This is a genomic window from Nitrospirota bacterium, assembly GCA_016207885.1.
Classification (GTDB): domain Bacteria; phylum Nitrospirota; class Thermodesulfovibrionia; order UBA6902; family UBA6902; genus JACQZG01.
The window spans coordinates 1-24,451 of sequence record JACQZE010000015.1; the positions used below are offsets into that span (position 1 = coordinate 1).

A 24,451-nucleotide genomic window follows, 5' to 3' on the forward strand; every position below is an offset into this window, starting at 1 on the left:
CCAGTTCCTGCAGCTGGCCCTGTGGTACCAACAACCATATCAGCCATGTCCCATCTAAGCATGTCAGCGTACTGTGTTGCATGCGCCTTATGACATGATAGACACATTATGATTGCCCCCGGGTTTACGCTACTGCTAATGCTCGATGGAACTGTATCCCTGGCAACAGGAGCGCCAACACTATATACCGTATAAGCAGCATATGCACCGGTAGTAGGGAGTGCATAATCATTCGGGTGTCTAATGAACGGTGATGAAAAGGAGCCGTCTCCCGTACCATCCAGAGTGTGAAAGATGCCATGACAGGTGGCGCAGAACCCGCTTATAGTGTGATTCCCGGGCTGTATATCACCCGGAATTATTCCATTATGATGACAGGAAACTGCACAGTTAGTTGGGTCAAGAGGCGTTGTCGAACCGAAATATTCATTATGGTGTGTTGAATCCACATTCTGCCACTCGCTTCCTGAAACATTATTTTCATAACCCTGGACGCCCCTGAGAAATCTGTAACTGTCATAATTATCTGAAGCTGTGCTTGTGTTATCAGTTGAAATATTTTTATGATGCGCACCCTTTAAAGAATCAAGAGGAGTAAGAAAATTGGCCCTGCCATTTCTCAAGCCATGACAGCCATTAGTGCCGGCACAAGTAAGCTTGCTATCATCGATAAGATTACCTTCAGCAGCAACAGTTTGATGGCCACCCCAATCACCTCCGGGTGGTATATCCAGAACATCATCAGGGTTTCCAATATCAATAATATTGTGCCCCCTGTTGTCACCAAGAGTGAGATAATCGAAATTTCCGCCCGCAAGGTCACCTGTGCCGTCTGTGTGCATTACCTGAGGGATTTGGGTTGAGCCTAATGTAACGATTTTTTGTGAGCTTGCATTGGTATGGCAGCCAAGACAGTCATCAGTTAAAAGAACATCATTTGCGGCACCGCCTGTGACTGCGCTGCCGTCCTGGCTGTTATGCATTGTGTGGCAATTGGAACAAACGCCGGTAAGCGCATAGACAGATGCCTGAGATGATAATAAAATTAATGCCAGGAAAACCGATGCAATGATTATTCTGTTTAGTATTTTATTTTTCGTTTTTTTAGTTATCATCTATGTTCCTTTATCTTTAATTTACATCTATGGGCTTAATCAGTGTTTAAACCCATAGATGTAAGGGGAACCTAAGTTCCCCTTACCTATGATCAAATTACCTCTGATTTACGTGACAAGCAAGACATCCAGTTGTGCCGCCGCCGCCGGCATTCATTGTGCTGTAGTCAAACCTGAGAAGATCGACCTGGTTAGATGCATGTGCGCGGTGACATGACAGGCACATTACCTGGCCTTTAGCTGCTGTATAACCGGTAGCATTGGTTGTAGCCATGCCGGACCTGTCTGCTGCAGTAAATGCGAACGGGGTATTAACATAATCAATTGTAGCTGAAGCCATTGCTGCTGTTAAGGCAAAATCCGTCGGGTGACGTTTCCAGGGAGAAGCACTTCCTCCTGTCTCACCTGCGCCTGTGCCATGGAAATTATTATGACAGTTGTTACAGAGCAAACTGATGCTGTCTGTGCCGCCTGCCGCATAAATATTATGGTTTGTAGCACCTGTGGCAGATGCCTCATAATCTGCAGAAGCTGTTCCGGCAACGTTTGTGCCAGCGCCTGAATTGTCAACTGCTATTCTAAGGAACTTATAGGTAGTCTTGGCGGCATGGTGAAATCCCTTCAAACCCTGAGTACTGGTTAAGTTGCCAGCACTGTGATCACCATGACAACCATTAGCGCCACCACATTTAAGCATATCACCCAGAGCGCCGAATGTACTACCCGGAGGTGTATTACCCTGAGCGTCAGCAGCACCGGAAACGAGTGCGTATAAAGGTGCCAAGTCTTGTACGTTATGAGTCATTGCCTTTGATGTTGCATATGTATCTGCGAAAGAACCGCCTGACAGTACTGTCCCAACACCATTGTACCCGTTGCCATCAACACTTGGAGCTGAAGGAACTGCGGTTCCTGTATGGCAGCCCAGACATCCATCACCAGCTCTCAAAAGAACTTCTTGAGTCCCGGCTGCTACTACTGGGGATCCATCCTGACTGTTGTGCATCGTGTGGCAGTTAGAACATACACCGCCGACCGCATTTGCTGTTCCGTAGAATGCAAAAGCAACCACGATTACCAAACACATTGCTAATAGTAATCTTTTCATCTTTGTTTCCTCCTTTTTGGTTATTACTTTAAAAAAGTAATTAGGTTTAAAAGCGTTTTGATTCTTGCCTAGATTTATTTTTTTCATTTTTTATTTCCTTTTACATGATTTAATGAAGCAATTCCCATACCAATTTTTCCATAAAGCATGAATGAATAAAATTATCCATTATAATCAAGCAAGTTAGATGTATAATAAGTTCAAAATCTTTAATGCTTCATTAAATTTTAAATGGCAGTTGATAGATTTAACCAACTTAAAGCGTTATTTCACACAGCTTGGTAATAATTTTAACATCCTGCCTGAAAATTAAGCAACATATATATGTATAATGCAAAAATTGTCTCATGGTTTAAATTAACTTCTATGATCAGTCATATAAGAAAACTGTTAAGTATATTAAAATACTTCATATTAAATTACAACATGTTAGAACACTTTAGAACACTGTTTTTGCAATCAGCATTCAAAATAAATACAAGGGAGCCGCAAAATTTTGCGGCTCCCTTGCTAAGCTTTTATCGTTTGATATAAATTACTTCTTCTTCCTGTCGTGAGGAACCGCTATTTCTACAATAGCAGTTGAGGTATTACCGCTGCAATCAGTAGCAATTATCATAACTGAATAGCTCCTCCCATTACCCAATCCTGCGCGTTCTGCGCGAAGCTGCAGAGTGATAATTCCATTTTCCTGGTCAATCACAGGTTCTGTGAAGTCGGGAGACATATCACCATCACCCAGATCGTTTTCCGGTTCATTGCTGGTTACTTCTGCCACGAATGTAAAACATCCGCTATTATCATATACATTTGTTGTTATGTTTATATAAGCCATTTCATGATTTGGCGGCCATAAAATATTAGTGTTAGCCACAGGAGCAAGTGTAGGCGCTGCAGTATCTATGACATCCACTTGAACAGAGGTGTTTACGGGATCATTAACACCATCCGACACCTCAAGATAGATAATATGAGTTCCTACAGACAATCCTCCGGATATGGCACAGTCAGGAAGAGATACAGAATTACCGCCTGAAAGTGTTCCGATCGAGCCTGAACAATAAATATAATTGTCATCATGCCATGTATAACTGAGGATGTCACCATCCGAATCAGATACCTGTCCTCCTAAAGTGATATCATCCAGCAAATGGTAGGTTCCTCCTCCTGTTGGGGCAGTGGCAGGCGGGGTGTTGACAGCATTGACCGTAATGTTAATTGTTGATGAATCAGAGCCGCCAATGCCGTCTGATGCGATGAATGTCACGGAATAGACTCCTGCCTGGTTATAGTCAGGCATCCAGTCAAATGTATTTCCATCAAATATAGCTCCTGAAGGCAGGTTTGCGGCAGCTATTGTTACAAGGTCTCTGTTTGGATCAGAGGCGTTTACATTAAATGTAAGCCACTGGCCTTCATCAACCTGCTTGTCACCTATCGGGTACAGCTCCGGTGGTGAATTTCCGGTTATACTCATATTCACAGCAAATTCAGATGTATTACCGCTGCTGTCCGTGCTGGTTGCAGTTATGAGGTCATCAACATTTACATCATTTATAGTGACACTGAAGCTCCCGTCTACTGCTTCTGTTCTGCCTTTATATGTCTTCCCCTCCCCGGCGCCTGATGGGTCTGCATCTGCCACAAAGACCTCTACATTACTTGCTACAGGCGCTGTGCCTGAGATGAGCAGGCCGGAGCCGGTGAAGATAGACGAATCTATAACAGGCGCCATGATAGTATCATTGGCAGTCAAAAGCAGATCAATACCCAAGCCGGTATTGTTATAAATGGAGTTTCCTTGCACAGTATTATACTTTCCTCGCTTCTCGCCTGATATCAACCCATCCTTAATTGTTACACCATCATTTTCATACCACCATGCATAAGGGGAATAACCGTTATTTGAAATTGTATTCCTTTCAACAACATCAGATATACCATCCCAGTCTGTGCCTATAAGGTTGTTGTCGCCATATTGTATCAATATCCCTGAGCCTCCAAAACCAGCGTTCAGTGTGCCACTTCTATCAATGCCAATATAGTTGCCCGAAAGGCGGCAGTTATTTGATGATTGAACCTGAATAGCATTCCCGCGTGCTCCGTTGCCAATAAATGTGTTACCTTCCAAGTTATCACTGATGCCGTCTCCATTTGTACCAAGTATCGTATTATGGGATCGGCTAAGGGAAATACCATTTAAGCCGAGTCCCAATTGACTTATCCCGTCTGCGCCAAGGCCGAAATTGTTACCGCTAAAACGGTTGTTTTCTGAATCTATCATATAGACACCATATTCGCCTCCAGTGATAATATTCCCTTCCAGGTTGTCTGAAATACCATCTCCGTTGGTCCCGAAAATATTGTTATGTGAGTAGCTGCCTATATATATTGAATTTGCAGTATTTGCGCTAAGACGTACATTACCTGTCTTGTTAGTCCCGATATAATTCCCTGAAACCCTGTTGTTAACTGACCCAACAGAATAATAATTGGCAAACCAGATTTCGGACCCGTTAGCAACGATAACGTTTCCTTCAATATCATCAGCAATGCCATCGCCGTTTGTGCCTATAATATTGTCTGATGAACCGTTTAGCTTTATGCCAAATTTATTCGGCAATGCATTTATCCCGGTCACATCCGTACCGATATAATTACCTGAGACCTGGATGCCAGCATCTCTGCCCTGAGTGCCTATGAATATACCTGTTCCATTTCCAGAGATTATATTCCTCTCTAACTCATCATTGGCTCCGTCTCCATTGGTTCCTATAAAGAAATCTGGTTCTGTTGAAGAATTAATGTGGTGTGCGGTAATACTGATTCCCGTTTCGTTTCCTATTGCCATAGTTCCGGTTACATCAGTTCCAATATAATTCCCGCTGATATGAATATTCCCAAGGATTAGACCTGACAAGTTTAAGGCTATCCCGGAACTTTTATTTCCGGATATAATATTTCTTTCCAAATCGTCGCTTATCCCGTCAGCATCTGTACCTATGAGTATGTCAGAAGAGTTTCTAAAACTGATCCCCCAACCCTCATTTGAAATGGCGTAAGCGCCGGTGATGTCAACACCAATATAATTCCCTGAAACACGGCTACCACTTCCCTCAAGCCTTACACCGCCGTGTACAATGTTCTGGTTACCTGAGATGATATTTCGCTCCAACTCATCACTCACTCCGTCGCCATCGGTCCCGATAATTGCATTTGGGCCAACAGCAATCCCAGCCACTCCGGTATTGGGAAGAGCCACGGTTCCTGTCTTGTCTACGCCTATCATATTTCCTGCAATCCGAGTCTCCTCTCCAAACATAATAAAGATTCCGCCCGGATAGCTATTGCCTGAAATGACATTCCCTTCATTTTCATCGTTTATTCCGTCTCCATCAACACCTATAATCGTATGCTTTGCGCCATTAAAGCCATAAATTCCTCCAGAAATTCCGCCCTGTGTATTTAATATGTTATTACCTTGGCCAGAAGTTACACCATCAGATGATCCTATATAACAGGCCTGGATCTTGTTATACTCAGCAGGCGTGTAAGTTGGATAACCGCCCCCAAGGAGAATGCCTGTATGGTCGTTCATATATATCTTGCATCCATAAATTATATTGTAGCTGCTGTTGATCCATATGCCGTATCCCCCACTTGCTGGAGTTTCAACCTTTCTTGGTATGCTCTTTATATGAAGGTTCCGGATATTATTATAATCTGAGGTTGTTTTTAACCCGTATTCAAGCAAGCTCGCATTTGAACCGTCTATAATAACCTCAAAGTTTTCGCCATCAATAGTTGTGCCGCCGCTTGAATCGTTTAAGGCCGGCAGTTCAGTCATGGGATATATCGTATAGCTGTTGTCAAAAAAGATTGTATCCTCTCCGGGATTAAGGTTTGCCTGCTCAATTGCCCATCTCAGAGAGTAGTCACCTGAATCGTCAGGATTTGTAACAACGAATGTGTCTGCACCAACAGTTGCGGATGAAAATGCTGCCAGAAATAAAATAATACTTGATACAAAAAACAAACGGGCTGATCTCATGATTTTCCTCCTTTTGACTCAGGTTAACAAATAAACATAAAAGACAAAACATCTGGTAATATTTGTCTGTTGTTAAACGGGCTACTGATTATAATAAAAGCATATTTAATAATCAAACAATTAATAGGCAGTAAAAGCAATTCAAAGCCATTTTTGACTTGCTATGTAGATTCTGGTATTTTTAGCGGGATGAATAACGATATGACAAAGAGAACATATTTATGGGTACTCGGGCTCCTTTTTCTGGTAGTTTCCCATATAACCATCCGAAATTTCGGCGCACCTCTTGTCCTGCCTGCGGCATATTTTGTCTGGATAACGATGTCAGGTCTTGTGCTTCTTTCAGTGATAGAAATATTCAATAAATGGAAGATAACCGTTCCACGTTCTTCTTTATACATTTTTATCTTTCTTTTATTAATATTTTTGTCTACCTTCCTCAACCCGATAATAGACAGCCATGCATTCATATTTGAGACAGCCGGGCTTATTGGCGGGATAATATTCTTCATATCCCTGCATCAGTTTGAACTTACGGATGAGGATAAGGAGAGGCTTTTATATGTAATAGTCATCTCCGGCATGATAGAGGCGCTGATAAGCCTGTTTCAATACTTTAACCCTGAAACAGCCATCTTTCTTATAGCAGCACCTGCACCAATAAAGGTATTCGGCAATTTTCAGCATCAGAACCTTTTAGCCTCGTATCTTGCGACATCTGTTGTTATATCTTTTTATCTCCTGACCGGGGATATTTTTAAGGGATTTAACAGATGGCTTAAGGCTATGTTTTATCTTGTTGTTCTGCTCATGTGCTTTATCATCTTCCTGACAGGCTCAAGGGCGGGAGTGATAGAGGCAGGGGCCGGAGCGATTATACTCCTGGCAGCGAGGTATGGGCGTTACAAAGAGAAGTTGTTTTACCCTGCCATATGGTTTCTGATGATAGTGTTGGGAATATCCGGAAGTGTGGCTGCTGAGAAGTATTACTACAAAAGGGATTCCGCGCTCAGCTCTGTAGGGCATAAGATCGGTATGACGATGGAGAGTGTGGCAGGTGATGAGGTCTCAGATGCAAGGGTACCGATGTATCTCACCGCTGTAAATATGATAAAGGACAGGCCGCTGGTTGGGCACGGGCCTGGCAGCTTCGGCAGTAAGTTCATGCATTACCGAAGCAGGCTTGCCAAAGAACATCCTGAATATCCATATGAAGTTGCCTTTACCTCACATCCGCACAACGAGTTTTTATACAGGACTGCTGAGTCCGGCCTGTTGGGCGGTGCGGGGCTGCTGATTGTCGGGGTTGGCTTTATCGTATGCCTTGTAAAACTTGGCAGAGAGCGGGGCGGAACTTATGCGGCTTTTTTATTTCCGATAGCATTTGATACCCAGGTGAGTTATTCCCTTTACCAGTCCATGCCGCACTGGGCGCTCTTTCTTTTCCTGCTTTACCTGCCGTCATCGTACTTCATAAAAGAAGTTAAATTAAAACCCGCAGGGCTGCTGAGGACAGGCGCGCTGACCGCTGCTGCCACGCTCTTTGTGGTCATATCCTACCTCTCAATAACAACTCTCAATGCGCAGATAGCTATGAAAAAATATCAGGACTTGCTTATTATAGGACTTGTCAGGCCTGAACTTATTGAACCCGCGGTCAACAATATATACCTTGAACAGCTTGGAAAGAGGTTTTATTTTGATGCTAATTTCAGGATAGGCCTTTTGAACAGTGATAAAAAATCAATAGAAGACTTTGCTGACTTTCTCATTAAGGAAAAAGAGGTCTTCCCTCATCCGGATGTATACGAAAGAGGGTCATTCGCTCTATATGTCGTTGGGAGAAAAGATGAGGCATACAAGCTCCTTGAGGAAGGACTGGGCCTTTACCCCGGCTGGGAAAGCATGGTTAAATTAAAACAGGATTTTAAATCTGATGATACAAGAGAAAGGAGCATAAATTGACACAGTTATTAAAGGTCTTTGAACGATTGCCGATTGTTGTAATATCCATTATCCTGCTATGCATTATGCATATCTCGATACCGAACATGGGAGGGACGGTTGCGCATCCGCGTGAATACTTCATCTGGATAGGATTATTCACCCTCGTTCTTCTATCTGTCATAAACGCTGTTATCAACAAATCTTTTATCCTGCCTTCATATTTAAAATATTTCATTATATATGTGATCCTTGTTTTATCAACCAGCATATTCAATCCAATAATTAATTTCGACATATTCACGATCAACGCCATGCGTCTTGTCGGAGCTTTAATAATATGGCTCGGCATTCATCAGTTTGATTTTAGCAAGAAGGCAAAAGAGAATATTCTTCTGATAATAATCGCCTCTTCTGTCATTGAGTCCACAATGATCATGTTAAAGTTTTTTGTCAATTCATATTATATCCACTCATTCGGGATAGACTTCGCAATGAAAGTAGTAAACCTTACAAAATATATACCGGATGTCGGAGGCGCATTCCAGCAGAAGAACCTCTTTGCATCATGGACTGCAACCGGGATCGCGATAAGCCTGTATTTCATAACAACTGAAAGGTTCAACGCCTATAAAAACATAAAAAAGGTCTTCTTTTATTTTTCTCTTTTCTTGTTATCCGCGGGCCTTATGATGGCAAGCTCAAGGGCGGGACTTGCAGGCGCAACGCTCGCTATGATCGTACTGCTCCCGACAAATTGGAAAGCATACTCGGCCATAAAAAAGCATCTTGCTGTATGGGTTCTGATACTTGCAGTTGGAATGGCAGGTGGATTTTATCTCATAAGCACCAAGAGCGGCGGGGCCGGATCTATAGAGAGCGCGGAAACCGGAGCAAAAGAGAGGATGAACTGGCTGACAAACACCGGCCAGCGGTCCTTTTCTGAACGGCTTATTATGTATGACACAACATATGAGATGTTCAAGGATAAGCCCTTTTTCGGCCAGGGTTTCTCTAACTTCGGCAGCACGTTCATGTTTTACAAGGCGGACGTCTCAAAAGACAACCCCCGTTATAAGGGCATGATCTATAATGAATTCATAAGCCATCCCCACAATGAACTTCTCTATATTCTTGCCGAATGCGGTATCGCCGGCATTCTGGCATTAATAATCGCACTTTTCGGTATATGGAAAATACTCAGGGAGACAGGCATAAGGCAGGCCGGAATATCCATCGCGCTTTTTATGCCTCTTCTTCTGCATATGATGGTCGAATATCCTCTGAAGCTGTCCTCTGCGCATACATTTTTATTTATTATAATTCTTTATTTATTAACCTCACATAACGAGAAGAAAGCAGGGCTTGAAAAACTGAGCAGGCCATTATCTATTGCTATTATTTCAGCCGCTGTATTGCTGTATGCAGGCATCGCCGGATACGCGCTTAAAACATTCAATGACTACAGCAAGTACAACCGCTTCAAGCTCGTTTATATGAATACATCTGTAATCACAGAAAAGGATATCCTGCCCGCGGTTGGGAATATATACTTGCGGAACTGGGCTGAACCGGATTATATGTACAGGAAGGCACTTGAAGCTGTGTATAGCCCGAATATGAACATGGAGTTCTTAAACAAATTTCTTGCATGGAATGAACTGGAAAAGAAGAGAAGGCCGGGACTGCCTTCATTTCATCTTGAAGGATTGATCTATTTCAAAATGGGCCGGCTTGATACGGGTAACTCCCTCGCATATTTTGAGAAAGCGCGAATAACTACAGAGGAAGGGTTAAAACTATACCCTAATGACGTGAACCTCACAGCATTAAGGCAGGAAATAATCTCGGCTGCGATCGGAGGTTTTGCAAGATAACATCTTTATTGAAAAACTTATTCTATCAGTTTGAACTTCTGCATCCTATACCTTAGGGCATCCCTGGAAAGGCCAAGGAGTTTCGCAGCCTTTGTCTGGTTGTCCCTCGTAACCTGAAGCGCCTGAATAATGAATTCTTTCTCAATATTTTCAATTGATATCCCGTCACCCGGCAGATTAAAGCTGAACTCGCCTGATTGTGATTTATTCTCAGAATCCTCATTTGTATGGCTTGGCCCGCTTCCATAATTCAATATCTCAAGAGGAAGGTGGCTGGGAAGCATCGGCCCGTCTGTTCCAAGTATAAAGACCCTCTCAACAACATTCTTGAGTTCTCTGATGTTTCCGGGCCAGTTATATTTCAATAAAAGCTCCTGTGCCTCTTTTGATATACCTGTGATATTCCTCCTGCACTCTTTTCTCAGCGTATTAATAAAATACATTGCCGTGGGTATAATATCTTCTTTCCTCTCCCTTAAAGCGGGAAACTCCAACGGTATAACATTAAGCCTGTAATAAAGATCTTCCCTGAAATTGCCTCTCTTGACCTCTTCCTTCAGGTTTCTGTTCGTAGTAGCTATGATCCTGACATCCACTGCTGTCTCTTTGAGCCCGCCTATCCTCATGAAGGTTTTTTCCTCTATCACCTTTAGGAACTTTGCCTGTGTCGACGGCTTCATGTCGCCGACTTCGTCAAGGTATACGGTGCCGCCATCAGCCATTTCGAATAGGCCTTTCTTTGACGCCTTGGCATCGGTGAATGAGCCTTTTTCGTAACCAAACAGCTCGCTCTCAACAAGCGTCTCGGGCAACGCTGTGCAGGTTACTTCAACAAAAGGCTTTGAGGCCCTCGGGCTATGATAATGAATTACTCTGGCAATTAAAGTCTTTCCTGTGCCGCTCTCACCCTGAATCAATACAGTATTTGCATCGCTTTCAGAAATTTTCCTTGCAAGGGCAACCATGTTAGACATAATTTCGGATTCGCAGATAATGCTGTCAAAATTATATTTTTGATGCTGCTCGCTCCTGAGAAAATTGACCTCTCTCTTCAGGTCAACATTCTCCAATGCCTTTTTGATGATTATTGATACCCTGCTCAGTTCAAAAGGCTTTTCCACGAAATCAAACGCGCCGAGCTTTATTGCAGTGACAGCAGTCTCTATATCACCATGAGCAGTAATAATGACAACAACGGTATCCTTGTTGAATTTTTTGATCGCCTCAAGGGTCTCCATGCCGCTGATGCCGGGCATATGGAGATCAAGCAGAACAATATCAGGAAGCTGGAACTTCTGTGTCTTAAGCCCCTCATCCCCGCTTTCTGCTGTCAGCACCTCATAGCCCTCTTTATCAAGGTGCTTTTTGATTGAAGCCCTTATCAGCTCCTCATCATCAATTACAAGAATCTTCACACTATGCAAATTACCAATGCCCTCCTATTGCTTCGATATCGGCAAGTATATCGTAAAAAGAGAACCCTTGCCAAGTTTACTCTCACAGGTGAGCACCCCGCCATGCTCGCGGATGATCTTCCGGGTAATGGACAAACCAAGGCCGGAACCCTTTGATTTTCTGGTGAAGAACGGCTCAAAAATATATTCCATATCTTCAGAGGATATGCCTTTTCCTGTATCCTCAAAACTGACAACCAGCTTACTGCCTCTGCTTAACTCCTTCTTTAAAGGATCCTCAAGTTTATCATAATCCAATTGATATGCCTTTATAGTTAGTTCCCCTCCTTCGGGCATCGCCTGAAGTGAATTGATCATCAGGTTCAGCGATACCTGCTGCATCTGGTCAGGATCCATGATAATATCAGGCAATCCTTCTTCGATCTCAGTATTGATTTTCACATTAAGGCTTTTAGCCTCAGGATAAACAAGAAAGACCGCCCGGTCAATAACTTCATTGATATTATAAGGCAGGAAGTGGGCTGCCTTAGGCTTCGCATAGCTCAGCAGATCCTTCACTGTTCTGTCAAGCCTCTTGACCTGGCTTAATATCTTGTCTGTTACAACCTTCTGGCTGCTGTCCTCACTCAGGTCAGCCTGCAAAAGCTGCACCGCACAGCTGATGCCTGTTAGGGGGTTCTTTATCTCATGAGCTATCCCTGCAACTACCTCCCCGATGGTTGCAAGCTTGGCAGCCCTCTCCATCTGCTGCTCATGCGTCTGCTCAAGCTCATGTCTGGCAGATTCAAGCGCTTCAACCATATTATCAAAGCTCGTTGCCAGAAGCCCGATCTCATCTTTACTCTTTATATTCATTCTGGCTGAAAGGTCGCCCTTCTCTATCTGTTTTATAGTACGCACCATACGGTTAAAGGGCCTGTCGATCAGGATGGCTATTATAAATAAAAAGGTTCCCATAATGAGTAAGAAACCTATAAAGGCATCTGTAAAATGCTCCCTTTCAAAATCTTTAATATCTGAATGTACCTTTGACAGGGATAATTCAACATCCATGACGCCGAGCACATCTTTTTCAGCCCCGTGGCATTTGTGGCATGCTAAATTGTTTTTAATTATTGTCAGCTTGGAAGCATAGACCATATCATCTTTCTTGATCATAAAGGGCTCAAAATGATTCCCCTCACGGTATTTTTCAAAGTCTTCATCGTATACCTTTCTCCCTATATCAGCAGGATTGGATGAGACCACTATGGTGCCGTCATCAGGAAGAAATATTCGAATTTCTTTAAGCTCTTCACTATCCTTGACAAGGCTTTCCATCATTGTCTGAAGATCTTTCCACCTGCTCTTTAACATAAGCACCATTATGCCGTGTGCTATTCTGTCAGAAAGAAGTACCGTCTTCTCCTTCTGGGAGTTCAGAAGTTTATCCTCAGTCAGCTTGATATCTCTCCAGGTGGTAGCAGTCATAATAATGGAGATAAGAAGAAAGGTGATGATGGCAATCTTAAATTTAAGGCTGTTAAGATTAAACATTGATAATTATAATACTATACGTCTTTTTTTTGAAACTCTTAATTAAAAAGGATTTTTTGTGCGCTTATACAAACTTGGGGAAATGATTCAAATGAGTGAAAAGAAGCGGCAAGCCCGGCAGATCACTCCCTGGCCTTATTGATCAGGCCGTCTAGATCCTTCGCAAGTTTTTTATCAAGGTTCAACAAAGCCTTATATTGCTCAATTGCAGGATTTAAGGAATCTTTATTAAGCTCAAGATAAGCCACACCAAGATTATATCTGGCGGATGCAAAATCCGGATCGATCCTGACAGCTTCCCGGTAAGCCTCAACAGCCTTTGAAGTTTCATTAATTTCCATGTATATTTTGCCGAGGTTATAGTATGCGGCTGAACTCTTTGAATTTACCTTTACAGCCTTTTTAAGCGCATCTATAGCCAGATCATATTTACGAAGCATTGAAGAGACGACTCCGAGAGAAATATACGCCTCTTCATAATTCGGGGCTATCTGAACCGCCATCTTATATGAGTCCATTGCTTCACTATATCTGTGTATTTTGTAATAGGAATTGCCCATATGAAAATATGCTTCAGCATATTCAGGCTTAAGTTTAACGGCTTGCCGGAAAGAATCGATCGCTTCCGAGTATTGCATCTTTTCCGCAAGGTTCAGCCCAAGTTTAAAGAAGGTCCCGGCATCAGGCTTCTCTGAATATTCCGCGATTACAAATGCCGGGAACAGAAAAAGGGCAATGAGAGTTAACCGAAATATTTTTATTGTTTTCCTTACATTCATATATGGATTATACAGGAATATATATATATTTCAACTAAATATACTGGAAGTATCCGTTTAATACTGCATAGAAAAACTTAATTGATATTTTATTCCGGTTGCCTAATTAAAATCGAATTTATATAATACTTGAACTTTATTTATATAATGCGGAGGGACAATGAGACTCAAAGGTAAAAACGCGCTTGTTACAGGCTCTGCCCAGGGCATCGGGTTGGCTATTGCACTTGCAATGGCAAAAGAGGGCGCTAACATCTGTATAGCTGATATTAAAGTTGATAACACCGGAGACATCGTTAACGATATAAACAAGACAGGTGTCAGATGTGTAAGTACAAGGCTTGATGTCTCCGGCCGGGAAAGTGTAACAAATGCCTTTGAGACATTCATCAATGAGTTCGGCAGCCTTGATATACTTGTAAATAATGCCGGCATCACGAGGGATTCACTTGCTTTGAGAATGAAGGAAGATGATTGGGACGCGGTAATAAATATCAACCTCAAAGGAACCTTTCTCTGCTCTAAAGAGGCGATCAAGATAATGTCAAAACAGCGGTCAGGTAAGATAATCAACATATCATCAGTCGTTGCATTTACAGGAAATCCTGGGCAGATAAACTACAGCGCTTCAAAAGCCGGGGTTATAGGCCTTACAAAGACGATCGCAAAAGAGTATGCAGGCCGCGGGATAAGGGTAAACGCCATCGCGCCAGGCTTTATTCAGACTGCCATGACCGAGGCCCTGCCGGAAAAAGTAAAGGAAGATATGAAGAACGCGATCCCGCTCAGAGAGTTCGGCACTCCTGAAGATGTTGCAAACGCGTGCGTATTCCTCGCATCTAACGAGTCTGACTATCTTACAGGCCAGGTGATCCATGTAAACGGCGGAATGTATATGTAGCAAAGGATTGCATGAAAAAATCATTCTAAAAATGTATAATTATTTCTCAAAAAAACCAGCTTTTTATTCTGATAATATTAAAACGGAGGGTTAGACATGTCAGTTGAAGAAAAAGTAAAAGAGATAATATCAAAACAGCTCGGTGTTGACGCGGATAAAGTAACTCCTGAATCATCATTTATCGATGACCTAGGGGCTGATTCTCTCGATACGGTTGAACTCGTAATGGCTCTTGAGGAATCTTTCAACATAGAGATCCCTGACGAAGATGCCGAGAAAATAATCAAGGTCCAGGACGCCATAAAATATATTAACGAGAAGTCAGAATAACCCTGCTCCCTCATATGACGCGTAGAAGGGTTGTTATAACAGGGGTGGGAATGGTCTCTCCCTTGGGAACAGGAATAGAAAAATCATGGAACGGGCTGATTGAAGGCCGTTCCGGAGTCGCCGGAATAACACACTTTGATCCTGCCGGTTACCCGTGCCAGATAGCGGCTGAAGTTAAAGACTTCGTTATAGATGACTATATCGATGTCAAAGAACAGAAGAAGATGGACCGGTTCATCCACTTCGCACTGGCTGCTTCAAGCATGGCTATGCAGGATTCCGGGCTCGTTATTACCGGCGATATGGCGGAAAGAGCCGGTGTCATAGTCGGCGCAGGCATGGGAGGCCTGCCTGCGATAGAGCGGTACGCCAGGATACTCAATGAAAAGGGGCCTAAAAGGATCACTCCTTTTTTTATCCCCATGACGATCATTAACCTTGCCGCGGGACAGATATCCATCAGGTTCGGGGCCAAAGGCCCTAATTCAGCAGTTGTCACTGCCTGCGCAAGCGGCACTCATTCGATCGGCGACTCGTTCAAATTGATCCAGAACAATATTGCGGATGTTATGATCGCAGGAGGAACCGAAGCCACCATAAGCCCGTTGGCGATAGCAGGCTTTTCCGCAATGAAAGCGCTTTCAACCAGAAACGATGAGCCTGAAAAAGCGAGCAGGCCTTTTGATAAGGACAGGGACGGTTTTGTCATGGGCGAAGGCTCAGGGATCATGATACTTGAGGAGCTTGAACACGCATTAAAGAGAGGCGCAAAGATATACGCTGAGATAACGGGCTACGGCATGACCTCTGATGCCTACCACTTATCAAGCCCTGCGCCAGAGGGCGAAGGCGCGGCAAGGTGCATGAAGGCAGCTATTAAAGATGCCGGAATAAAACCCGATGAAGTTGACTATATAAATGCTCATGGCACATCAACAAGATACGGTGACGAGCTTGAGACCATAGCGATAAAAAATGTCTTTGGGGAGCACGCCTACAAGTTATGTGTAAGTTCAACAAAGTCAATGACCGGGCATCTTCTCGGAGCCGCAGGCGGCGTTGAAGCTGTCGTATGCGCGCTCAGCATATTTAATAAAATAGTGCCTCCAACTATCAACCTTGAAAACCCTGATCCGGAATGTGACCTCGACTATGTGCCTGACAAGTCAAGGAATCTCGATATAAGATCAGCGATCTCAAACTCATTTGGATTCGGCGGGACAAATGCCAGCATCGTCATTAAACGATATAGCCAGTTTTGAACTCTCAATAAGGCACACCTTCAAGAAAAAATCTCTGGCAAGGGAAGCTCTTACTCACAAATCTTATTCTCACGAGAATCAGGAAAAGCGCCACCCTTTCAACGAGCGCTTTGAGTTTCTGGGTGATTCCGTGCTTGGATTGGTTATCAGCGAGCATCTCTTTAATAGTTTCAGTGATCATTCCGAGGCAAAGCTTTCCAAGCTCAGGGCTTATTTAGTGCAGGAAGCAACTCTTGCGGAGGCTGCAGAGAGGCTTGATATCGGCAGGCATTTATTGATAGGCAAGGGTGAAGATATGTCAGGCGGAAGAAATAAGCCTTCCCTGCTTGCCAATGCCTTTGAAGCTGTTATTGCCGCGATATATCTTGACAGTGGAATGAAGAAGGCAAGAGAGTTTATCCTCGCGTCTCTTGAGCCGAAGATACTGGAACTCGTTGACAACAGCCTTGTGATGGATTTCAAAACAAGCCTTCAGGAATTGACACAGTCGAGGTTCGGCGTGCTGCCTGAATATCAGGTAAAAAGCGAACAGGGTCCGGAGCATGACAAGATGTTTGAGGTCTCTGTTCAGATAAACCACGATACATACGGCACAGGCCGCGGCAGGACAAAGAAGGCGGCAGAGCAGATGGCTGCGAAAGCAAGCCTGAAGAAGATAGAAAAGGCTTAGCTGCAAATGTTATTTAATCTTGTATAATTAATATCATCTATTCTGTCACTCCGGCTTGTCCGGAGTCTTTTTTCAAGAATGATTCCGGACAAGCCGGAATGACAACAAAACAATTACCATAAAAACATTTTCAATAATTTAAAAAACAGAAAGGACATCAATGGCTCTTACATATAAAAAATCCGGAGTAGACATAGACAAAGGCAGCAGCCTGGTAGAGATCATTAAACCTCTTGCCCGATCAACCTTCAACGCAGGTGTCATGGGCAGTATCGGTTCATTTGGCGCGCTGTATAATATGAAAAGCACAAAGGTCAAGGATCCAGTGCTCGTCAGCAGCACTGACGGAGTGGGGACAAAACTCAAGATCGCGTTTGACCTTAACAGGCACGCTACAGTCGGGATAGACCTTGTCGCAATGTGCGTCAACGATATCCTCACAAACGGCGCCCGCCCCCTCTTCTTTCTCGATTACTTTGCAACCGGAAAGCTCTCTACAGATAAGGCCGCTGATGTGATTAAAGGTATTGCCGCAGGATGCAGGATGGCTGACTGCGCACTTGTCGGCGGAGAGACCGCTGAGATGCCCGGATTCTACAGTCCCGGTGAATACGACCTTGCCGGCTTCTCGGTTGGTGTGGTTGACAGAAAGAAGATCATTGACGGTTCAAAGATTAAAGACGGCGACATTGTCATAGGGCTCTCATCAAGCGGGCTTCACAGCAACGGCTACTCGCTTGCGAGAAAGCTCTTTTTTGATATCAAAAAATACAGTCCGAAAAAGAGGCTTAAGGAACTCAGGCGTCCTGTAGGAGAAGAACTGCTTACACCTACAAAGATATATGTGAAGAGCATTTTAAAAATCATCAATAGCTTTGATGTGAAAGGAATGGCGCATATTACAGGCGGCGGCATTACCGAAAATCTGCCGAGAATATTCCCGCCTAAAAAGGGGCTTAAAGCAGTCATCAAAAAAGCCAGCTGGCCTGTGCACGCGATCTTCGATCTAATACAAAAAGAAGGCAAGGTCACTGAAGATGAGATGTACAAGACATTCAATATGGGGATAGGCTTCATGCTTGTCATAGATAAAAACGATGCTGGAAAGGTTCTAAAGAAACTGAAGTCGCTTGGTGAAGAGCCTTATATCATAGGTGAAATAGCAAAAGGAAGAAGCGGAGTGAAATATATTTAACCATGCTTACGATCGGAGTTCTTGCTTCAGGCAGAGGTTCTAATTTCCAGTCTATCATAGACAATATAGAGTCCGGCTATATCAATGCAAAGATAGCTGTGCTGATAACTGACAATCCTAAAGCCTATGCGATTGAAAGGGCAAAGAATCATGACATAGAAACACTCGTAGTAAAGCCAAATAAATTCCAGGATAAAGATGCTTATTATACTCACATCGCTGACGAACTCCAGAAAAGAGGCGTGGAGCTTGTTGTTCTCGCAGGTTTCATGCGGGTTGTCGGCAAGCCGTTAATTGACAGGTACAAGAACAAGATAATGAACATCCACCCTGCCCTGCTCCCCTCATTTCCCGGGCTTCACAGCCAGAAACAGGCGGTCGATTACGGCGTAAAGATATCCGGCTGCACCGTCCATTTTGTTGATGAGGGGGTTGACACCGGCCCGATCATAATCCAGGCCGCTGTTCCTGTATATGCAGATGATATCGAAGATGACCTCTCCAAAAGAATACTAAAACAGGAACACATAATATTTCCGCTTGCGATCAAGCTCTATGCAGACGGCAAGGTCAAAGTAGAAGGCCGAAAGGTCTCTATAAAGACCGATAGAAAAGACAGCGTTCTTATCAACCCTTCACATTAGAGGGTAAAACAGGCATCAGGGAACAAACTGTTTGAAGTACTTGATGGTTTTGACCAACCCCTTTTCCAGCTTTACCTTCGGCTTCCATTTAAGCTCTTTCATCGCCAGAGATATATTAGGCTGTCTCTGTGTAGGGTCGTCCTGCGGAAGAGGCTTGAATACTACCTTTGACTTTGAACCGGTAAGCTTTATTACAATGCTGGCAAGCTCTATTATGCTGAACTCGTCAGGGTTGCCGAGATTTACAGGCCCGGTCAGTTTGTCAGGCGAATCCATTAATCTGACAAAACCTTCCACCAGATCATCAACATAACAGAAGCTCCTTGACTGCTGCCCTTTTCCATAGACAGTAATATCCTCACCCCTTAACGCCTGCATAATGAAGTTACTGACAACCCTGCCGTCCTGCGGATGCATATTAGGGCCGTATGTGTTGAAGATCCTTGCAACTTTTATCTTAAGCCCGTGCTGCCTGTTGTAGTCAAAAAAGAGCGTCTCGGCACAGCGCTTGCCTTCGTCATAGCATGAACGTATGCCTATAGGATTGACATTCCCCCAGTAGGATTCTGTTTGCGGATGCTCGGTAGGATCGCCGTATACTTCAGATGTTGACGCCTGAAAGACCTTTGCCTTGACCCTCTTGGCAAGGCCGAGAATATTTATCGCGCCGTGAACAGATGTCTTTGTTGTCTGCACCGGGTCAAACTGGTAATGTATAGGAGAAGCGGGGCATGCGAGGTTGTAGATCTCATCCACCTCAACATATAGAGGGAAACAGATATCATGCCTCATGATCTCAAAATATGGATTAGCAACAAGATGGGCTATATTGGATCTGCGGCCGGTGTAGAAATTATCAACGCACAGAACCTCATGGCCGTCATTCAGAAGCCTTTCGCAGAGATGCGAGCCGATAAAACCGGCTCCGCCTGTAACAAGAATTCTTTTCATATAATCAAGACCTCCATGAGATTTTTAATAGTATACATAAAAACTTGTATTAACTGATATTCATAATATAAAATATCTTGGCTTTGGGGAGTAGTGTAATGGCAGCACCGCAGATTCTGGATCTGCTTGTAGGGGTTCAAGTCCTCTCTCCCCAGCCAAAAAATCAACTTAAGTGTGAAGAAGCACAGATTTTATTATCTGCCTTCAACTCTTAATTTTTTATTTGGTCCCATCGTCTAGTGGCCTAGGACGCTGGCCTCTCACGCCGGTAACACGGGTTCGAATCCCGTTGGGATCACCAATAACCAGGCTGAATGCTATTAGCTGTCAGCTACAGCTTTTTAACATCTTAATTTATAACAAATGAAAGAGGTATGAAATGTCCAAGACTTATAACATTGCAGTTATTCCCGGTGACGGGACAGGTCCTGAGGTCATTGCTGAAGGGGTAAAGGTTCTTAATGCAGTATCTGAGAAGTCAGGCTTCAAGCTTGACCTTCACTATTATGATTTCGGCGGGGATAGATACCTCAGGACAGGTGAAGTGCTCCCGGACAGCGCGGTTTCTGACCTGAGAAAACATGACGCAATATATCTCGGAGCCATTGGCCATCCTGATGTTAAACCGGGAATACTTGAAAAAGGCATACTACTGAGGCTCCGCTTTGAGCTTGACCAGTACATAAACCTGAGGCCTGTAAAACTCTATCCCGGCATAGAATGCCCGCTTAAGGATAAGGGGCCTGAGCATATAGACTTTGTCGTTGTGAGAGAAAACACAGAAGGGCTTTATGTAGGCGCCGGAGGCGTTTTGAAAAAAGGCACACCCGATGAGGTCTCTGTTCAGGAGTCTATCAACACCAGAAAGGGCGTCGAGCGCTGTATCCGCTATGCGTTTGAATATTGCAAGAAGAGGAACAAGGCTAACAAGCTCACACTATGCGGAAAGACCAATGTTCTGACATTTGCGTTTGACCTTTGGGAAAGGACGTTTAACGAAGTTGCCAAGGAATATCCCGGCATTAAAAATGATTACGCACATGTTGACGCCATCACCATGTGGTTTGTAAAGAACCCGGAATGGTTCGATGTGATCGTGACAGACAATATGTTCGGCGACATAATCACTGACCTCGGCGCTATGATACAGGGCGGAATGGGAATAGCGGCAGGCGGGAATATAAATCCTGATCCCGGCGGGGTTTCGATGTTTGAACCTATCGGCGGTTCCGCTCCAAAATACAAAGGGCAGAATATCATCAATCCTCTCGCAGCAATATGCGCAGGCGGGCTGATGCTTGAGAGTTTAGGTGAAACAGCAAGCGGCAAAGCTATTGAAGAGGCTGTCATGAAGGTCACTGCAAATGACATTAAGAGCCTTGCAGCAGGCAGGATGGGATACAGTACCACTGAAGTCGGTGATTTGGTGGTGAAGAATTTAAAATAAATATTTTATCTAATTTTTGTCATTTCGACCAAAGGGAGAAATCTTAAGATTCCTCGTCCACTTCGGTTCCTCGGAATGACAAACAGGAGAATGAAAGGTAACAATATGATGCTTAAGAAAAAAGATAAATACACTGTAGCAGTTGTAGGAGCAACCGGGGCCGTTGGAAATGAGATGGTCTCAATTCTTGAAGAGAGAAACTTCCCCGTGGGCAAACTCAGGCTCTTTGCCTCTGAACGTTCTGAGGGCAATACACTTGACTTTCACGAAAAACCCGTAACTGTCGAGGTTCTCAAGGCTGATGTTTTCAAAGGAATAGACATCGCCCTCTTTTCCGCAGGCGGTGACAGGAGCATAGAGTTTGCGCCGATCGCAGCAAAGGCAGGCTGTGTTGTTATAGATAACTCAAGCGCATGGAGGATGGACCCTGAGGTTCCTCTGGTCGTGCCTGAGGTCAACCCCCATGACCTGAAATGGCACAAAGGGATAATAGCAAATCCAAACTGCTCGACGATCCAGATGGTGCTTCCTTTAAAACCGATCCATGATACAGCAAGGATCAAGAGAGTCGTGGTTACAACCTTCCAGTCAGTATCAGGCACAGGCAAAAAGGCGATGGATGAACTTCTCGAACAGAGCGCCGCATTCCTGAACTTCAAGGATATAAAACCTAAGGTCTATCCTCATCAGATAGCATTCAACTGTCTGCCTCATATCGACAGTTTCCTGGATAACGGCTATACAAAAGAAGAGATGAAGATGATAAATGAGACGAGAAAGATACTCGGTGATGCCTCACTCAGGATAACAGCAACAACTGTGAGGGTCCCTGTATTTAAGTGCCATTCCGAGTCTGTAAATATTGAGACTGAGAAGAAGCTTTCTGCTGATGAGGTAAGGGCGCTGTTATCAGGGACAGACGGCATTATCGTATATGACGCTCCTGAGAAGAATATCTACCCTCTTCCGATATATGTCGCAGGAAAAGATGAGACCTACATCGGAAGGATCAGAGAAGACGAGTCTGTTGAGAACGGCATCAACATGTGGATCGTTGCAGACAATATCAGAAAAGGCGCTGCATTAAATGCGGTGCAGATTGCTGAGAAGTTGATAGAGAAAAATTAAATAGCGATGCAAAACGTTGACCATATCATAAGGGCCGATTATCTCCTCACAATGGAAGGAGACCTGAACGTCATCCATGATGGCGCTGTAGCTGTTTCAGGCACTGATATCATTGACGTTGACACCTTCTATGACATCTCAAAGAAATACACCTCACAAAACATCACTGACGGCAAAGACAAGGTTGTCTTCCCCGGACTGGTAAACACACACACCCACGCGGCAATGGTCTATTTTAGAGGCATTGCTGATGACCTTCCTCTACAGGAGTGGCTCCAGAATCATATATGGCCGAATGAGATGAAGTGGCTTTCCAGCGAGTTCGTCGGCGATGCAGTTGAGCTTGCCTGCCTTGAGATGCTGAAGGGCGGAGTCACCACATTCAATGATATGTACTTTTATGAACAAGCCGCTGGAGAAAAACTGACCCGCATCGGGATGAGGGCTTTACTCGGCTCCGGCATTATTGACTTCCCATGGAAAGACTATGCGTCAGGCCCTGATGATTATTTTATCAAGGCAGAAGAACACATTAAGTATTGGAAAGGGAATGAACTGGTCACTACAGGCGTTGCGCCGCACGCTACATTTACCTGCAGCCCTGATAATTACACGCGCGCAAGAGTGCTTGCTGAAAAATATGATGTCGCCCTGCATACACACCTCTCTGAAACACAGTTTGAAGTGGCACAATGCAAAGATCGCTATGGAAAGACACCGGTTGAACATCTTGACTCCATTGGTTTTCTTTCAGAACGCGTCTCAGCAGCGCATTGTGTCTGGCTAACTGATAAAGATATTGAGATACTCGCACAAAGAAAGGTCGGTGTTGCTCACTGCATCGAAAGCAATCTGAAGCTCGCATCAGGCTTTGCCCCTGTGTCCAAAATTCTCAAGGCAGGCATAAAGGTCGGGCTCGGAACTGACGGCGCTGCAAGCAACAATGACCTTAGTATTCTCGGTGAAATGGCAACAGCCGCAAAGGTCCATAAAGCGGTCTCAGGAGACCCCACTGTTGTTGACAGCAAAGCCGCGCTTCTTATGGCAACCAAGACCGGAGCTGAGATCATCGGGCTTGGTGAAAAGACAGGCTCTCTGAAACCCGGCAAAAAAGCTGACCTTGTCATAGCTGACCTTGCAAAACCTCATCTGATGCCGCTCTATGACATTTACTCACACATCACATACGCGATGCAGCCATCCGATATCGAAACTGTCATGGTCAACGGAAAGATACTGCTTGATAAGAGGCGACTGATGACCGGTGATGAAGGCGTTATACTCGGTAATGCACGGAAATGGCAGGACAGGATTCGAAACGGTAAATAAGTTATTTTGCCTCAAAGCCCAACCACCTCAACTTTAACCTTTGCCGTTCCCTTCTCATAAAAACCAAGCATCTTAGCCGCGCCCATGCTGAGGTCTATTATCCTTTTGCCTGAGTCAGCATTATGGTCACTCGGAAAAGGCCCCCTGTCATTGACCCTCACAATTATAGACCTCTTGTTCTCAAGGTTCGTCACCTTAACATTGATGGGCAGGGGAAGAAGTTTATGAGCTGCGGTAAGTTCTTTAGGATCAAACTTCTCTCCGTTTGCGGTCATATAACCGAACTTCTTGTTTCTTGTCTCATACCCATACCATGATGCTATGCCGACCTCGTTATAGGTCTTTGCCTTTTCAACAGACATGGGAAAGTACTTTTTGCCTTTTACTGTATAAGGCGCGTTCTTCACTCTTCCTAATCTGATGGCCTCCTTTACCGGAAGGCCGTCAATAGTATCGATTTCATCATTTATCAGAGGCCAGTCAAGCGGCGCGCGGACTACATTGAAGGTAAATTTCCCTATGGAATAAACAAGCTTTGTGGCGCCTGCAGTAAGTTCATATGTGCCTTTTACGGCATAATATGTCCCCTTCACAACTCCCTTTGTAATTGTGTAAGGCGCTTTGATAACTGCACAGGAAGAAGTAAAAGTGGTTAAAACAAGACTGATAACAAAGATAAAAACAAGATTTTTATTTAAATATCTCCTCATCTTTATTGGGTAATTATACATAGTCATAAATAATTGCGCCTAAATCGTCATTCCCGCAG

19 protein-coding genes and 2 tRNA genes are annotated in these 24,451 nt (G+C 44.0%); 13 read left to right on the plus strand and 8 right to left on the minus strand.

The annotated features are described in order from the left end of the window. The 3 genes from HY807_08810 to HY807_08820 form a co-directional block, all read right to left on the minus strand. Window positions 1-1,115 (minus strand): hypothetical protein (locus HY807_08810; GenBank protein MBI4826502.1); only part of this gene is annotated, 1,115 nt, incomplete at its 3' end. Between the two features lie 97 nt (window positions 1,116-1,212). After that, window positions 1,213-2,223, minus strand: coding sequence for a hypothetical protein (locus HY807_08815; protein ID MBI4826503.1), 1,011 nt, complete (start codon window positions 2,221-2,223; stop codon window positions 1,213-1,215). Between the two features lie 535 nt (window positions 2,224-2,758). Continuing rightward, on the minus strand, window positions 2,759-6,274 hold the full coding sequence (locus HY807_08820; protein ID MBI4826504.1) for a hypothetical protein: 3,516 nt from the start codon (window positions 6,272-6,274) through the stop codon (window positions 2,759-2,761). 201 nt (window positions 6,275-6,475) lie between these two features. Here HY807_08820 and HY807_08825 point away from each other — a divergent pair, with 201 nt between their 5' ends. Continuing rightward, window positions 6,476-8,239 carry an O-antigen ligase C-terminal domain-containing protein gene (locus HY807_08825; GenBank protein ID MBI4826505.1) on the plus strand — a complete coding sequence of 588 codons (1,764 nt, stop codon included), beginning with the start codon at window positions 6,476-6,478 and terminating at the stop codon, window positions 8,237-8,239. After that, window positions 8,236-10,095 carry an O-antigen ligase C-terminal domain-containing protein gene (locus tag HY807_08830; protein ID MBI4826506.1) on the plus strand — a complete coding sequence of 620 codons (1,860 nt, stop codon included), beginning with the start codon at window positions 8,236-8,238 and terminating at the stop codon, window positions 10,093-10,095. The genes HY807_08825 and HY807_08830 overlap by 4 nt, the downstream gene beginning before the upstream one ends. A 17-nt stretch (window positions 10,096-10,112) precedes the next feature. Here HY807_08830 and HY807_08835 read toward each other — a convergent pair whose 3' ends face one another. From HY807_08835 to HY807_08845, 3 genes are all read right to left on the minus strand, one after another. Next, on the minus strand, window positions 10,113-11,519 hold the full coding sequence (locus HY807_08835) for a sigma-54-dependent Fis family transcriptional regulator (protein MBI4826507.1): 1,407 nt from the start codon (window positions 11,517-11,519) through the stop codon (window positions 10,113-10,115). Window positions 11,520-11,534: 15 nt separating this feature from the next. Next, the gene (locus HY807_08840) at window positions 11,535-13,046 is read right to left on the minus strand and encodes a HAMP domain-containing protein (GenBank protein ID MBI4826508.1); all 1,512 of its coding nucleotides are present in this window, start codon (window positions 13,044-13,046) and stop codon (window positions 11,535-11,537) included. Between the two features lie 122 nt (window positions 13,047-13,168). Next, window positions 13,169-13,825 (minus strand): tetratricopeptide repeat protein, encoded by a 657-nt coding sequence (locus HY807_08845; GenBank protein MBI4826509.1) that lies wholly within the window; start codon window positions 13,823-13,825, stop codon window positions 13,169-13,171. 160 nt (window positions 13,826-13,985) lie between these two features. On the opposite strand from HY807_08845, the gene fabG reads away from it, so the two are divergent. The 6 genes from fabG (at window position 13,986) to HY807_08875 (ending at window position 18,827) form a co-directional block, all read left to right on the plus strand. Beyond that, window positions 13,986-14,726, plus strand: a complete 741-nt coding sequence (fabG, locus tag HY807_08850) for a 3-oxoacyl-[acyl-carrier-protein] reductase (GenBank protein MBI4826510.1) — start codon at window positions 13,986-13,988, stop codon at window positions 14,724-14,726. A 96-nt stretch (window positions 14,727-14,822) separates the two neighbouring features. Further along, window positions 14,823-15,056 (plus strand): acyl carrier protein, encoded by a 234-nt coding sequence (gene acpP, locus HY807_08855; GenBank protein MBI4826511.1) that lies wholly within the window; start codon window positions 14,823-14,825, stop codon window positions 15,054-15,056. A 14-nt stretch (window positions 15,057-15,070) separates the two neighbouring features. Next, on the plus strand, window positions 15,071-16,318 hold the full coding sequence (gene fabF, locus HY807_08860) for a beta-ketoacyl-ACP synthase II (protein ID MBI4826512.1): 1,248 nt from the start codon (window positions 15,071-15,073) through the stop codon (window positions 16,316-16,318). After that, the gene (gene rnc, locus HY807_08865) at window positions 16,281-16,988 is read left to right on the plus strand and encodes a ribonuclease III (protein ID MBI4826513.1); all 708 of its coding nucleotides are present in this window, start codon (window positions 16,281-16,283) and stop codon (window positions 16,986-16,988) included. Before fabF ends, rnc begins: the two co-directional genes overlap by 38 nt. A 160-nt stretch (window positions 16,989-17,148) precedes the next feature. Beyond that, a complete protein-coding gene (locus HY807_08870) occupies window positions 17,149-18,183 on the plus strand; it encodes a phosphoribosylformylglycinamidine cyclo-ligase (GenBank protein MBI4826514.1) in 1,035 nt (344 codons plus the stop codon). A 2-nt stretch (window positions 18,184-18,185) separates the two neighbouring features. Continuing rightward, window positions 18,186-18,827, plus strand: a complete 642-nt coding sequence (locus HY807_08875; protein MBI4826515.1) for a phosphoribosylglycinamide formyltransferase — start codon at window positions 18,186-18,188, stop codon at window positions 18,825-18,827. Between the two features lie 15 nt (window positions 18,828-18,842). On the opposite strand, the gene HY807_08880 is transcribed toward HY807_08875, so the two are convergent. Beyond that, entirely contained in the window at window positions 18,843-19,778 is a 936-nt protein-coding gene (locus HY807_08880; protein ID MBI4826516.1) for an SDR family oxidoreductase, read from the minus strand. Window positions 19,779-19,862: 84 nt separating this feature from the next. On the opposite strand from HY807_08880, the gene HY807_08885 reads away from it, so the two are divergent. From HY807_08885 to HY807_08905, 5 genes are all read left to right on the plus strand, one after another. Further along, a tRNA-Gln gene (locus HY807_08885) sits at window positions 19,863-19,936 on the plus strand. Between the two features lie 67 nt (window positions 19,937-20,003). Then, window positions 20,004-20,079: transfer RNA gene (locus tag HY807_08890), tRNA-Glu, on the plus strand. A 78-nt stretch (window positions 20,080-20,157) separates the two neighbouring features. Beyond that, the gene (locus HY807_08895; GenBank protein ID MBI4826517.1) at window positions 20,158-21,225 is read left to right on the plus strand and encodes a 3-isopropylmalate dehydrogenase; all 1,068 of its coding nucleotides are present in this window, start codon (window positions 20,158-20,160) and stop codon (window positions 21,223-21,225) included. Between the two features lie 108 nt (window positions 21,226-21,333). Beyond that, window positions 21,334-22,353, plus strand: a complete 1,020-nt coding sequence (locus HY807_08900) for an aspartate-semialdehyde dehydrogenase (protein MBI4826518.1) — start codon at window positions 21,334-21,336, stop codon at window positions 22,351-22,353. A gap of 6 nt (window positions 22,354-22,359) precedes the next feature. Beyond that, on the plus strand, window positions 22,360-23,682 hold the full coding sequence (locus HY807_08905) for an amidohydrolase family protein (protein MBI4826519.1): 1,323 nt from the start codon (window positions 22,360-22,362) through the stop codon (window positions 23,680-23,682). A gap of 11 nt (window positions 23,683-23,693) precedes the next feature. Here the strand turns inward: HY807_08905 and HY807_08910 are convergent, their stop codons facing one another. Continuing rightward, the gene (locus HY807_08910; GenBank protein ID MBI4826520.1) at window positions 23,694-24,392 is read right to left on the minus strand and encodes a septal ring lytic transglycosylase RlpA family protein; all 699 of its coding nucleotides are present in this window, start codon (window positions 24,390-24,392) and stop codon (window positions 23,694-23,696) included. Window positions 24,393-24,451 lie beyond the last annotated feature (59 nt).